The organism is Aeromonas sp. 600948, assembly GCF_049174875.1.
Taxonomy (GTDB): Bacteria; Pseudomonadota; Gammaproteobacteria; order Enterobacterales; family Aeromonadaceae; genus Aeromonas; species Aeromonas veronii_A.
On sequence record NZ_JAAKTY010000006.1, the window covers coordinates 175,996 to 190,323 of the forward strand.

The window sequence follows — 14,328 nt, forward strand, 5'->3', positions numbered from 1 at the left end:
CTTGTTTGAATTAATGCGCTCCAAGAGTAGGTGTTCCAACAACTAAATTCACGATGAAAATTAAGAAATGCGCGTAATTTGTGAACCATTTCACCTTGTGCTACTCAACGCAGCTAAAACGACATAAAAGAACTCAAACGATGACCATTTTGGCCTGTTTTGCCACCCGTATGGGGAGGCGAAAGACGATCAGATGATCTGTCACCAATTAATTATTCGTGGCAAAAAAAAATGGCTGACCCGCTTCACCAGTCAGCCATCAACAATGTTCAAATAACGCTCACAAAGAGCTCGCTGTCAGGCGCGCACGGCACGGATCAGGATATTGCGCGGGGTCATGGGTTTGGCACAGAACTCCCCCACTTCGACCCGATAACCCTGCTCTTGCAAAAAGAGCGCGCGATCCAGCGCCAGCCAGATCTCGAGAGGACGGCGAAACAGATGACGCACCAGCTCCATGCGGGCGACATCACCAAAGCGACGCTCCCCGTGCTCCAACCAGGCGGGATAGTCGAGCCCGGCGGGCAGCACAATCCCTTTGCGTTCAGCAGCCCAAACGCAGAATGCCTCGAAGGTGCCGGTCAGCAGGCTCTTTTGCATATTGGGCACCGGCAGATACTCATCCACCCCGCGCACCTGACGCTGCAGGCAGTCAAACCCGAGCCGCCACACCACTTCCTGCTCGCGCAGGCGGGCGATCCGCGCACCGCCGGTGACCGTCTCCTGTAGCGGCAACTTGAGATCCGCTTTGCTCAACACCAGCTCGCTGGCGCTGGCCGCGGCCGACAGCGGGCGATAGTGGCTGGTACGGATCAGGTGGTAACAACAGGGAGAGATGGTCACTCCGCGGGCACCGCGCTCGGCCACCCGCTCCAGCAGATGGGTGTGGAGCTCGCCGCAGGCATGGAGTGCCATGGCGTGATGTTCGGGGGCGATCAGCGCCGCCGATTCAGGGGCAAAGGCATCGGCGCAGGTAAAGGTCATATTGGCGCCATCCCGCTCGGCCAGCAGCCGACCTTCGTCACAAAGCTGTCCTTGCAACTCCAGACTGAGGATAGGAGCCTGTCGATGAAGTGACACCAGCCGCCCAAGATGTCCCTTGCCAGCACACCACTCCAGATAGGGGCCCTGATGGGCAGGCAGACAGGCGGTGAACGACTCGATCTGGGCCTGCTTGCGCCCCGGCATATGCAGCGCCATCTCCTTGCTGCAAATGATTGGCTCAGGGGTAAACGGGGCAAGCTGACTGAGTTGCTGCAGCTCGGCTCCCTCGGCAATCCAGGGGGCAAGCAGACTGCTGAGGGCATCCATATCCGCATCGAGCTCTGCCAACTGGACGAGCGTCAGCCCATTGAGCAACGCCGCCAGTTCGGGCGCCTCATCGGCAAAGGCTATGGTCAAATGATGATATGGCTGATATTGCCACCAGCGTCGGTAGCGGGTGAGCAGTCGATCCAGTTGTTGAAAACGTTGAGCCAGCACGAATGCCCCTGCCTTGCAGTCAAAAAGGAGGCTCATTCTAGCGATCCCGCTTCAAATTGCACTCTCAATACCTGACGATCAGCACCGCGCAACACCACAGCCGACCCTGCGACCCAGGGCAGACCTGACAAAGTACGGGGTTTTATGCTATATTCCGCCCCCTCTTTCACGCGCCCCGCCCAACGCGGGACGCTTTACACTAGCTATGGGACCAACAACATGACCATCAACGCCATTCTGCAAGCGCGCGCGGGCGCCAAGTGTGAACTGTGCAGCGCCGAGCAGGCGCTGACCGCCTTCGTGGTGCCTCACTCCCCCGCCAGCGACGATGATCACAGCGTTGCTATCTGTGACACCTGCCGTGGTCAGCTGGAACAACCGGATACCCTGGTGGTCAACCACTGGCGTTGCCTGAGCGACAGCATGTGGAGCCAGGTGCCTGCGGTGCAGGTGATGGCATGGCGCCAGCTCAAAGCTCTCTCCGGCAAGGGTGAAGTATGGGCTCAGGATCTGCTGGACATGATGTACATGGAAGACGAAGCCAAGGCCTGGGCTGAAGCTGGTATTGCTGACGAAGATGACGACAGCGTACCGACTGTTGACTCCAACGGCGCCGTGCTGCAAGAGGGCGACTCCGTCACCCTGATCAAGGATCTGGACGTGAAAGGCGCCGGTTTCACCGCCAAGCGCGGCACCCTGGTCAAGGGCATCCGTCTGACCAACAACCCGCTCCATATCGAAGGCAAGGTCAACGGCGTGCAGATCGTACTGGTGGCCGCCTACCTGAAAAAGGCCTAAAGCCAAGGGCGATTGCTCTACTGTCTGCTGCCAGAGCACAAGCACAACGATAAGGATGGCGTCACGCCATCCTTTTTTATGCCCGCTTGCCGCAAACAGCCAACTTGAGCCCATAACAGGCCAGCCAAAGCAAAAAGGCGCATCCGGATGGACGCGCCTTCTTTACAAGCCGATGCCATTAACCGGCAGCGGAAACGGTCACTCAGGAGGAGAGTTTGCCATCCAGCTCGGCAATCTTGGCCGACCAGTAGGCAGGGCCGGTTTCGTGGATGTTGTTGCCTTCGGAATCGACCGCAACGGTCACCGGCATATCTTCCACTTCAAACTCGTAGATCGCTTCCATGCCGAGATCGGCAAAGGCCACCACGCGGGCCTTCTTGATGGCCTTGGCCACCAGATAGGCGGCGCCGCCGACCGCCATCAGATAGACAGCCTTGTGCTGCTTGATGCTCTCGACGGTTTTCGGGCCACGCTCGGATTTGCCGATCATGCCGATAAGGCCAGTTTCACCCAGCATCATGTCGGTGAACTTGTCCATCCGGGTGGAGGTGGTGGGGCCAGCCGGGCCAACTACTTCGTCACGCACCGCATCAACCGGGCCAACGTAATAGATAAAGCGGTTGGTGAAATCGACCCCTTCCGGCAGCCCTTCACCACGGGCCAGCATGTCGGCGATACGCTTGTGGGCTGCATCGCGACCGGTAAGGATTTTGCCCGATAGCAGCACGGTATCACCGCTCTTCCAGCTGGCCAGTTCGGCCTTGGTGATGCCATCGACGTTGACGCGGCGCACGTTGCCACCCGCTTCACGGGTGATCTCCGGCCAGTCGCTCAGTTTCGGCGGAGTCAGTTCGGCGGGGCCTGAACCATCCAGCTCGAAGTGAACGTGACGGGTCGCGGCGCAGTTGGGGATCATCACCACCGGCTTGGAGGCAGCATGAGTCGGCGCAGATTTCACCTTCACATCCAGCACGGTAGTGAGACCGCCCAGACCCTGGGCACCGATCCCCAGCTTGTTGACCTTGTCGTAGAGCTCGACCCGCAGCTTCTCTTCTGTGGTTTGCGGGCCACGGGCAATCAGCTCCTGAATGTCGATATGCTCCATCAAGGCCTCTTTGGCCAGTACCGCCGCTTTCTCGGCGGTACCGCCGATGCCGATGCCCAGCATGCCGGGCGGGCACCAGCCTGCGCCCATGGTCGGCACGGTTTTCAGCACCCACTCGACGATATCGTCAGAGGGGTTGAGCATCACCATCTTGGATTTGTTCTCGGAGCCGCCGCCTTTGGCCGCGATGCTCACTTCCACCTTGTTGCCGGGGATCATGTCGATATGCACCACGGCAGGGGCGTTGTCTTTGGTGTTTTTGCGACTGCCGGCCGGATCGGCCAGCACGGAGGCGCGCAGCGGGTTGTCAGGATTGGTGTAGGCACGACGTGTCCCTTCGTCCACCATCTCCTGCACTGTCATGTCGCTGTCCCACTGGACTTGCATGCCAATTTTGACGAAACAGGTCACGATGCCGGTGTCCTGGCAGAGCGGACGATGACCTTCGGCGGACATGCGGGAGTTGATCAGGATCTGGGCCAGCGCATCCTTGGCGGCCGGGTTGGCTTCACGGTCATACGCCGCTTTGGCAGCCTGAACAAAATCCAACGGGTGGTAATAGGAGATGTACTGGAGGGCATCTGCGATAGAATCGATGAAATCCTGTTTTTTTATAATGCTCATATCATCCTCACTGGTCCTTGTCTCTGCCACGGAGCAGGGCAAGGGCTTCCATATGATGGGCCGTGCTGACGTGCTGGCTAAAAACTATCAACCAGCAAAAAACGAACGACACGGCAGTTTTTTCTTAAGTCACCGACACCTATGATACGCTTGCCCACCAGCACCGACTAGGGTTCGGGAACCAAACTGTTGCCTGTGTAACATAAAATGACGCCAACACTTCATATCCATCATCTAGACCATAGTGCTGAACTCCATCAGCTTTTTGCCCGCCTGCAACATCAGCCGTGGGCCATGTTGCTGGAATCGGCGGGACCACTCGGTGCCGATAACGGCTTTGATATCATCACTGCCGATCCGCTGGCGACCCTCGAAACCCGTTGCGAGGTGACCACTCTCACCTGGCATGGTAAGAGCAGCGAACACAGCGAAGATCCCCTCGCCCTGCTGGCCCATACCCAGCGACAGCTGCTGGGGGAGCTGGATCTGTGTGCCACTCACCTACCCTTTATCGGCGGTGCCCTCGGCCTGTTTGGCTATGATCTCGGCCGCCGCTTCGAGCGACTGCCAGTGCAGGCCGCCGCCGATATCGCGGTGCCGGACATGGCTGTAGGCATCTACGACTGGGCGCTGCTGCGCAATGTGGCAACTGGCGACTGGCAGCTGGTGCACTGGGGGGATAAAGCGGGCCTTGCCAACCGGCTGGCCTGGCTTGAACAGCAGCAGGCCAAACCGGCCCCCGCTTTTGCCTTGCAGGGGGCGTGGCAGAGCAATATGAGCCGCGCCGAGTATGGCGAGAAGTTTGCCCGCATTCAGGAATATCTCGCCGCGGGGGATTGCTACCAGATCAACCTGACCCAACGTTTCAGCGCCCCCTATCAGGGGGATGAGTGGCAGGCCTATTGCCTGCTGGCAACCGCCAACAAGGCCCCCTTCTCAGCTTTTATCCGCCTGCCGGATAGTGCGCTGCTGAGCCTCTCTCCCGAGCGGTTCCTGCTGCTTGATGGTCGCCATATCGAAACCAAACCCATCAAAGGCACTCGCCCTCGCCACCCTGATCCGGCCACCGATCGGCAAGTCGCGCGGGAGCTGGCGCAAGCCGACAAGGACAGATCAGAGAATCTGATGATCGTTGATCTGCTGCGCAACGATATAAGTCGGGTCAGCCGGCCTGGCTCGGTCAGCGTGCCTCATCTCTTTGCGGTGGAGTCGTTTCCGGCGGTACATCATCTGGTCTCCACCATCCACGGTGAGCTGGATGCACGCTGGCAAGGAGTCGATCTGCTGCGGGCCTGTTTCCCGGGTGGCTCCATCACCGGCGCCCCCAAGATCCGCGCCATGGAGATCATCGAAGAGCTGGAGCCCCAGCGCCGCAATGCCTATTGCGGCAGCATCGGCTATCTCAGCCAGCATGGCCGGATGGATACCAGCATCTGCATTCGCACTTTGATCGCCGAAGCGGGTCACCTGCACTGCTGGGCCGGTGGCGGCATCATCGCCGACTCCGACGCCGACAGCGAATATCAGGAGACCTATGACAAGGTCGCCCGCATCCTTCCGCCTCTGTCGGCGCTGTAACCCTCCCCACCGTCAAGGCAACACACAGGAGAGCTCCCCGCCATGGATCGCCACGAACTGCTGACCCGCTTCCAGTTGCAGCGACCCGCCCCGGCCCATCGCCTCGCCATTGGCGGGCTCAGTCCGGCGGCAGTGTTGATCCCGGTGGTGATGCGCGATGAGGGGCTCAGCGTGTTATTGACCCGGCGCAGCCCACGGCTGCGTCATCATGGGGGGCAGATCAGCTTCCCCGGCGGGCGACAGGATCCCGGCGACGAAAACCTGATTGCCACGGCACTGCGGGAGACCGAAGAGGAGCTCGGCATTCCGGCCCGACTGATTGAAGTGATCGGCACCCTCAACCCGCTCAATACGGTGTCACGATTCGAGGTGCTGCCGGTGCTGGGGCTGCTCGATGGCAACTATCCCCTCATCCTGAGTCCGGATGAGGTGGATCACGCCTTCGAAGTGCCGCTGACCCATCTGCTGGATCGGCGCAACCACATCCCCCTGACCCTTTCCAGAGGGGGGAAAGCGCACACCATCTACTGGATCCCCTGGCAACAGCACTTTATCTGGGGGGCTACCGCCAGCATGATCAACCAGCTAGCCCAGCATCTCGCAAAATAACAATTTACCCACATTTGGCTGGGCGAGATTTAATCATTAACACTAAAATAACGTGCCAATTGATAAACAATAATTGATTTTTTCTTGTTTTGATCACATTTCCATAAGAAAGTGCGGTTTTTCGTGCCGTAAAGATGAATTTGATCAACATTTTTGATTAGAAAAACCGTATCCTTGCGCCGACTTAATAAGAACCACACATTCGGGGTGAGATAGATGTCAAACACAGTCACTGGCACGCAGGGAGTTGCGGCGTCAACAGAGCAAGGGATCAGCTCTACTCAAACCACTCGTTGGGAAAAACGCGACTCTACCTGGGTCATCAGTCTGTTCGGGACCGCGGTTGGCGCGGGGATCCTGTTCCTGCCGATCAACGCGGGTATGGGCGGTTTCTGGCCGCTGGTCGTCATGGCGCTGCTGGTAGGCCCCATGACCTATCTGGCTCACCGTGGTCTGGCCCGCTTCGTCCTTTCCTCCAAAAAGCCAAATGCAGACATCACCGAAGTGGTGGAAGAGCACTTTGGCGTGGGTGCCGGTAAATTAATCACCCTGCTCTACTTCTTCGCCATCTACCCCATCGTGCTGATCTACGGCGTGGGCATCACCAACACCGTGGAAAGCTTCATGGTCAACCAGCTGCAGATGAGTGCCCCGCCGCGCTGGATCCTCTCCATCGTGCTGATCATGGGCATGATGTCGGTGATGCTGGCCGGTGAAAAGCTGATGCTGAAAGTGACCGAGCTGCTGGTTTATCCGCTGATCGCCATTCTGGCCGGTATCTCCCTCTACCTGATCCCGGACTGGACCGGTGCCGCGCTGGAGCAAGTACCCTCTGCCAAGGATTTCGCCACTACCCTGTGGCTGACCATCCCGGTACTGGTCTTCTCCTTCAACCACAGCCCGGCCATCTCCAGCTTCTCCCTGGCCCAACGCCGCGACCACGGTGATCAGGCTGTCGAGAAAGCCGATGCCATCCTCAAGCGTACCGCCATGGTGCTGCTGGGCTTCGTGATGTTCTTCGTCTTCTCTTGCGTCATGAGCCTGACACCGGCCCAGCTGGCAGAAGCCAAGGCTCAGAACATCGCCGTGCTCTCCTATCTGGCCAATCAGCATGCCAGCCCCATTATCTCCTACTTCGGTCCGCTGGTTGCGTTCGTCGCCATCGTCTCCTCCTTCTTCGGCCACTATCTGGGTGCCCGTGAAGGTCTGAAAGGGATGATCGTGCAGAACATGCGCAAGTCCGGCAAAGAGCCGAACGCCAAGAAAGTCGAGATGTTCATCATCGCCTTCTTCATCCTGACCCTGTGGGGCACTGCCATTGCCAACCCCTCTATCCTGGGCATGATTGAATCCTTGGGCGGCCCGATCATCGCCACCATCCTGTTCATCATGCCGATGTACGCTATCAAGCGCGTACCGGCCATGGCGAAGTATCAGGGCCATATCAGCAACGTATTTGTCGCTGTGATGGGGATGATCGCCATCTCCGCCATCCTCTATCAGCTGGTCGGTTAATCCCCTACCTGCCGCTGATAGCAAAAAGCCAGCCGAATAGTCGGCTGGCTTTTTTATCTCTGCAATCTGTGCCACCGCGATTGTCCTGCTCTCTCCTTATTACTCCCCCCCACCTTGTTGGATATCTGCATGCTCACCAGCACCATAACTGAGCACGTCGGGTATCAACATGACCCCCATGCCCGCAGCTCAATATCGCCAACACGTTTACTCCCCCTCACCAAACCATGATGGCGTGTCTGATAGGACGAGCTCATCTGCCGCAGCCAGCCACCTCCATTCTTCTTTAATACTGTGATGCTGTGATGCTGTGATGCTGTGATTGTCCTGAAGATTTGAGGTAAGCCATAGCAATCGGCTCTTGGCAGAGAAGGCAAAAATGTGTAACGCACAACAGAAGGAGGAAGCACGACTCGAAGGGATAAAGACAAGGCAGCGCCCTGGACAAGGGAGACAGAATGTCCGGCACATCAGCCAAAGAGCCTGCTTAAAGAGGAAAAGAGAGCAAAGCCGACAATAAAAAGCGCCCTCCGAAGAGGGCGCAAGTGTGTTGCGAAACTGACCGTTACGAGATCAGGCTTCGCGGCTCGGTACCGGAGCCACATCCAGCAGGCTTTCATCTTCGGCCATGCACGCTGCGGCGGTGAACAACACGTCGGTGGAGCTGTTCAGCGCTGTCTCGGCGGAATCCTGCAGCACACCGATGATAAAGCCGACGGCTACCACCTGCATGGCGATGTCGTTGCTGATACCAAACAGGCTGCACGCCAGCGGGATCAGCAGCAAGGAGCCACCGGCGACACCGGACGCGCCACAGGCACTGACGGTGGCAACCACGGAGAGCAGCACGGCTGTTGCCATGTCCACTTCCATCCCCAGGGTATGTACCGCCGCCATGGCGAGCACAGTGATGGTGATGGCCGCACCCGCCATGTTGATGGTGGCACCCAGCGGGATGGAGACCGCGTAGGTATCTTTGGGCAGGCGCAGTTTTTCACACAGCGCCATGTTGACCGGAATGTTGGCGGCAGAGCTGCGGGTAAAGAATGCGGTCACGCCGCTCTCTTTGAGGCAAGTCAGCACCAGCGGATAGGGGTTGCGCTTGATCTTCCAGAAGACGATCAACGGGTTGACCACGAAGGCGATAAACAGCATGCAGCCGATCAGCACCACCAGCAGTTGGGCATAGCCAAACAGGGCGTCAAAGCCGGTCTCTGCCAGAGTGGAGGCAACCAGACCCAAGATCCCGAGCGGAGCACAGCGGATCACCGCTTTCACGATGGCGGAGACACCGTGAGACAGGTCAGTGATGAGCGCCTTGGTGCTCTCGTTGGCATGGCGCATGGCGATACCCAGACCGATGGCCCACGCCAGGATCCCGATATAGTTGGCATCCATCAGCGCCTTGACCGGGTTGGTCACCACGTTGAACAGCAGGGTCTGCAGTACCTCGGTGATCCCGCCTGGCGGGGTGATCTCGGCAGTATTGGCCACCAGATGGAGGTTGGAGGGGAACAGGAAGCTGGCAATCACCGCGACCACGGCCGCAGAGAAGGTACCAAACAGATAGAGCAGCAGGATCGGTCGCATATTGGTCTTCTGACCCTGCTTGTGACCAATGATGGCCGCCATCACCAGTACGAATACCAGCAGCGGGGCTACCGCTTTCAGTGCGCCAACGAACAGACTGCCGAGCAGACCAGCCGTTTTCGCCCACTCGGGGGCAAACATCGCCAGCAAGATACCGAATACCAGACCAACCAGGATCTGGCTGACCAGACTGGTGCTATTGACCAGCCGAAGGAGGGGGTGTTGTTGTGTCATCAAAAAAGTCCCTAAGCACCGTAGTGCATGAATCATGAGTCCTGTCTGCAACCACCCATCGGGAGACCCCTGTCGCCCGAATGTGGTGTCTGTGGCCAGCCTTCTGTCGGGCCGATCCGCCAATCACCGGATTGCATGTCGGAATATCCCATTCGCCATCTTTTTTTTCCAGAGACTCACCAAAAAATATCCCGTTTCCATCACAAAAAACCGCAACAAAACCTTAACCACAGCGCAACCACCCATTTTTGTACGTTTTATCGACACTCTCTGCCCTTACCCTCAGGACCATTCCTGTGTCATCCGTGACCGTCGTCGCTGTGCTATCATCCCCCATTTGCTGCGGAGCCTTGCCATGATCCCATCCCTGCTCAACCAATATTTTGGTTTCTCCGCACTCAGACCTGGTCAGGAGGCGGTGATCAGCCGGGTGCTGGCAGGTCAGAGTGCCGCCGCTATCTTTCCCACCGGCTCCGGCAAGTCGCTCTGTTATCAACTGCCTGCCCTCGCCCTACCTCACCTGACCCTGGTTATCTCGCCGCTGCTGGCGCTGATGCACGATCAACTCGCCTTCCTCAAAAGCAAGGAAATAAGCGCCGCTACCCTCGACTCAAGCCAGAGCCCGGAGGAGAGCCGACGAGTGATGCAGCAGGCGCTGGATGGCCAGCTCAAGATCCTGATGATCTCGGTGGAGCGACTCAAGAACGAGCGCTTTCGCCGCTTTATCCAGCAAGTGCCGCTCTCGCTGCTGGTCGTCGATGAGGCGCACTGTATCTCGGAGTGGGGCCACAACTTTCGCCCCGACTACCTCAAGCTGCCGAGCTATCGCCATGACCTGAAGATCCCGCAGGTGCTGCTGCTCACCGCCACCGCCACACCGGCGGTTATTCAGGATATGCAGACCAAATTCGGCATCGCGCCGGAGGGGGTCGTGGTCACCGGTTTCTACCGCTCCAATCTTGATCTGACGGTCATTCCCCTGGCGCTCGATGCGCGGGATAGCTGGCTCGCGCAGGAGTTGGCCAACGATCCGGCGGCCCCCACCATCGTCTACGTCACCTTGCAACACACCGCAGAAGCCTGTGCCGAGCACCTCATTAGAGAAGGGATCAACGCCCGCGCCTATCATGCCGGACTCGACTCGGCGCTGCGCAGTCAGATCCAGCACGACTTCATGGCGGGCAAGGTGGATTGCATCGTCGCCACCATCGCCTTTGGCATGGGGATCGACAAAGCGGATATCCGGCGGGTCATTCACTACGATCTGCCTAAATCCATCGAGAACTACAGCCAGGAGATTGGCCGCGCCGGACGGGATGGCCAGCCATCGCGCTGTATCGTGCTGGCCAACCAGAGCCAGCTGCCGGTGCTGGAGAACTTCGTCTACGGCGATACGCCGGATTTGAGTGCCATCCTCCAGCTCCTTGCCATCATCAAGCAGAGCGGGAGCGAGTGGGAATTCACCCTGCTGCGCCTCTCCAACGACACCAATATCCGCCAGTTGCCCCTTAAAACCCTGCTGGTCTATCTGGAGATGGCAGGCATCATCACCCCGGCCTACAGCTACTACGCCGACTACCGCTTCAAGTTTGTGCTGGATAAAGGCGAGATAGTGAGTCGCTTCAATCCGGATCGTCGCCAGTTTCTGGAGCAACTGTTCGCCTGCGCCCCGCAAGCCCGCAGTTGGTGCACCATGGACTTTGACGCCCTATGGCAGGGCTATCAGGGGGAGCGGCAGCGGGCCGTTGCGGCGCTCGACTACCTGCAGCAGCAAGGCTGGATCGAGCTTGAAAGCAAACAGATGACTGAGGTCTACCGGATCACCCGTCAGGGGTGGGACAACGAGCAGGAAGCAAATGCCCTGCACGCCCTGTTCCTGCAAAAAGAGCAGAGCGAGCTGGCAAGACTGCAAGCCATGCTCGACTTTTTCACTTCGAATGAGTGCCTGAGCCACCGCCTCGCCCGCTATTTCGCCGATGAGGTGGCGCCGGTTCATTGTGGCCACTGTTCGGTTTGTCGCGGCGAGGTGGCACATCTTCCTCCCCTATCCTCACTGACCATGCCAAACGAGGCGGGGATCCGCGCCTGGTGCGATCCGCTGATTGCCAAAACCGGTTCGGTGGATGCTCGTGTTCTGGCCCGTTTCCTGTGCGGCATCACCACACCGCTGACCAGCCGGGTCAAGGCCAAATCGCTGGCGGGCGCAGGCCAGTTGGCCGCCCACCCGTTTGCCCGCGTCCTGGCGGCAGTGCAACAAGCCTACCCTTGCTAGGTGAGTGCTGGCGGCTTCAATAGCCACCAGCAGAAGCGTTTATAGACACAGAAAAAGAAGACCCTCGCGGTTGCGAGGGTCAAGCCAACGGAAACGTGCTTAAACAGAGCTTGGTGAGGCAACAGTCAACTCTCTTGCTAAAGCGTCTTGCTGCTCACACATCGCCAATCTAGGGCACTCAAAATGTAGCGTCAATGTAAAAATTAGAGTCTAAACTCCAAACAAAGCAATTTACGTTGACGTTCACGTAATGATATTTTCATTCATAACCCCGCCAACCCGCAGCCCCATTGCCTTTCGTCAAACCCCTTAATCTTTTCGCAATAAGTTCCCTGTTTCCCATAAACATTTATTTTTTATGTCTTTGACATTTACCTCACTATCGTGGCAAAAATAATTTAACAGTCAGTAACATAGCGGTGTTGTTGACTGACCCTCCCCGCACAAGGATCGGGCAGGTTTCTTCAGAATTTAACCTATCAACCGTGATGGATTACTGGAGTCTGTTGACTAGGCTTTAAAAGCGCACAACACAAAAGCAGTCATCCACATTTTTCAGGGTAAGCGACTATAACGAGGGCAAAGTTATGGGCATATTCGAGCATTACCAACAGCGATATGAAAAAGCGAGAGAAGAGGAATATACCATCCAGGAGTTCCTGGATATGTGTAAGCAGGACAAAGCCTGCTACGCCTCCGCAGCCGAACGTCTGCTGACCGCCATTGGTGAGCCGGAGATGGTAGACACCTCAGCCAACCCCAGACTGAGCCGACTCTTCTCCAACCGCGTCGTGGCACGCTATCCCGCCTTCAAGGATTTCTACGGGATGGAAGAGGCCATCGAACAGATCGTCTCCTACCTCAAACACTCCGCCCAGGGGTTGGAAGAGAAGAAACAGATCCTCTATCTGCTGGGCCCCGTTGGCGGCGGTAAATCCTCGCTGGCAGAGAAACTCAAATCCCTGATGCAGAAGGTGCCCATCTATCGCATCAAGGGCTCACCGGTCAACGATCACCCCTTCTGCCTGTTCGACATCGAAGAGGATGGGGAGATCCTGGAAAAAGAGTACGGTATCCCGCGCCGTTACCTGCGTCCCATCATGTCCCCCTGGGTGGCCAAACGCCTGCACGAGTTTGGCGGCGACATCACCAAGTTCAAGGTGGAGAAGGTCAACCCCTCCATTCTCGATCAAATTGCCATAGCCAAAACGGAACCCGGTGATGACAACAACCAGGATATCTCCTCACTGGTCGGCAAGGTCGACATCCGCATGCTGGAGCACTTCGCCCAGGATGACGCCGATGCCTACTCCTACTCAGGTGCGCTGTGTAAAGCGAACCAGGGAGTGATGGAATTTGTGGAGATGTTCAAGGCCCCCATCAAGGTGCTGCACCCGCTGCTGACAGCAACCCAGGAGGGTAACTACAACGGTACCGAAGGGCTCTCCGCCCTCCCCTTTGACGGCATTCTGCTGGCTCACTCCAACGAATCCGAGTGGCAGCAGTTCCGCAACAACAAGAACAACGAAGCTTTCCTCGACCGCGTTTACATCGTCAAGGTGCCTTACTGCCTGCGCGTCTCGGAAGAGGTGAAGATCTACGAGAAGCTGCTGGTCAACAGTGAACTGACCGAGGCCAAATGCGCCCCGGGCACCCTCGAACTGCTGGGTCAGTTCTCGGTGTTGTCACGGCTGAAAGAACCCGAAAACTCCAGCATCTACTCCAAGATGCGGGTCTATGATGGCGAAAGTCTGAAGGACACAGATCCGAAGGCGAAGAGCTATCAGGAGTATCGCGACTACGCAGGTGTAGACGAAGGGATGAATGGTCTCTCTACCCGCTTTGCGTTCAAGATCCTCTCCCGCGTCTTCAACTTCGACCACGCGGAAGTGGCCGCCAACCCGGTGCACCTCTTCTATGTGCTGGAGCAGCAGATCGAGCGCGAACAGTTCCCGCAAGAGCTGCACGATCGCTACCTTGAGTTCATCAAGGGCTATCTGACCCCGCGCTATGTGGAGTTCATCGGCAAGGAGATCCAGACCGCCTATCTCGAGTCCTACTCCGAGTACGGTCAGAACATCTTCGATCGCTACGTCACCTACGCCGACTTCTGGATCCAGGATCAGGAGTACCGTGACCCCGAAACCGGCCAGCTGTTTGACAGAGCGTCTCTCAACAGCGAGCTGGAGAAAATTGAAAAACCCGCCGGGATCAGCAACCCGAAAGATTTCCGTAACGAAATCGTCAACTTCGTGCTGCGTGCCCGGGCCAACAATGCAGGCCGTAACCCCAACTGGACCAGTTACGAAAAGCTGCGCACCGTGATCGAGAAGAAGATGTTCTCCAACACGGAAGAGCTGCTGCCGGTTATCTCCTTCAACAGCAAAACCTCGGCCGAGGAGCAGAAGAAGCACGATAACTTTGTCGAACGGATGATGGAGAAAGGCTACACCCGCAAACAGGTGCGACTGCTCTCCGAATGGTATCTCAGGGTACGCAAGTCATCCTGACCCTGACTGTT

Annotated in this window: 9 protein-coding genes; 6 read left to right on the top strand and 3 right to left on the bottom strand. The window is 57.6% G+C overall.

Going from position 1 to position 14,328, the window contains the following annotated elements:
- Nucleotides 1-297: 297 nt before the first annotated feature.
- Entirely contained in the window at nt 298-1,518 is a 1,221-nt protein-coding gene (locus G5182_RS07690; RefSeq protein WP_227342827.1) for a methyltransferase, read from the bottom strand.
- Nucleotides 1,519-1,701: 183 nt separating this feature from the next.
- On the opposite strand from G5182_RS07690, the gene G5182_RS07695 reads away from it, so the two are divergent.
- Nucleotides 1,702-2,280 carry a PhnA domain-containing protein gene (locus tag G5182_RS07695; RefSeq protein ID WP_005333203.1) on the top strand — a complete coding sequence of 193 codons (579 nt, stop codon included), beginning with the start codon at nt 1,702-1,704 and terminating at the stop codon, nt 2,278-2,280.
- Between the two features lie 202 nt (nt 2,281-2,482).
- On the opposite strand, the gene G5182_RS07700 is transcribed toward G5182_RS07695, so the two are convergent.
- Nucleotides 2,483-4,009, bottom strand: coding sequence for a fumarate hydratase (locus G5182_RS07700; RefSeq protein WP_005345328.1), 1,527 nt, complete (start codon nt 4,007-4,009; stop codon nt 2,483-2,485).
- 294 nt (nt 4,010-4,303) lie between these two features.
- Between G5182_RS07700 and pabB the strand changes: the two genes are divergently transcribed.
- The 3 genes from pabB (at nt 4,304) to G5182_RS07715 (ending at nt 7,711) form a co-directional block, all read left to right on the top strand.
- Nucleotides 4,304-5,587, top strand: a complete 1,284-nt coding sequence (gene pabB, locus G5182_RS07705; protein WP_421254312.1) for an aminodeoxychorismate synthase component I — start codon at nt 4,304-4,306, stop codon at nt 5,585-5,587.
- 42 nt (nt 5,588-5,629) lie between these two features.
- Nucleotides 5,630-6,196, top strand: a complete 567-nt coding sequence (locus tag G5182_RS07710; RefSeq protein WP_005351753.1) for a CoA pyrophosphatase — start codon at nt 5,630-5,632, stop codon at nt 6,194-6,196.
- A gap of 216 nt (nt 6,197-6,412) precedes the next feature.
- Nucleotides 6,413-7,711: a serine/threonine transporter gene (locus G5182_RS07715; protein WP_005345325.1), complete on the top strand. Its 1,299-nt coding sequence runs from the start codon at nt 6,413-6,415 to the stop codon at nt 7,709-7,711.
- Nucleotides 7,712-8,284: 573 nt separating this feature from the next.
- Here the strand turns inward: G5182_RS07715 and sstT are convergent.
- Nucleotides 8,285-9,535, bottom strand: coding sequence for a serine/threonine transporter SstT (sstT, locus tag G5182_RS07720; RefSeq protein WP_227342822.1), 1,251 nt, complete (start codon nt 9,533-9,535; stop codon nt 8,285-8,287).
- Between the two features lie 355 nt (nt 9,536-9,890).
- Here sstT and G5182_RS07725 point away from each other — a divergent pair, with 355 nt between their 5' ends.
- Both G5182_RS07725 and G5182_RS07730 read left to right on the top strand, forming a co-directional pair.
- Entirely contained in the window at nt 9,891-11,807 is a 1,917-nt protein-coding gene (locus tag G5182_RS07725; RefSeq protein WP_421252313.1) for a RecQ family ATP-dependent DNA helicase, read from the top strand.
- Nucleotides 11,808-12,394: 587 nt separating this feature from the next.
- Nucleotides 12,395-14,317 (top strand): PrkA family serine protein kinase, encoded by a 1,923-nt coding sequence (locus G5182_RS07730; RefSeq protein WP_033113275.1) that lies wholly within the window; start codon nt 12,395-12,397, stop codon nt 14,315-14,317.
- Nucleotides 14,318-14,328: the final 11 nt, after the last annotated feature.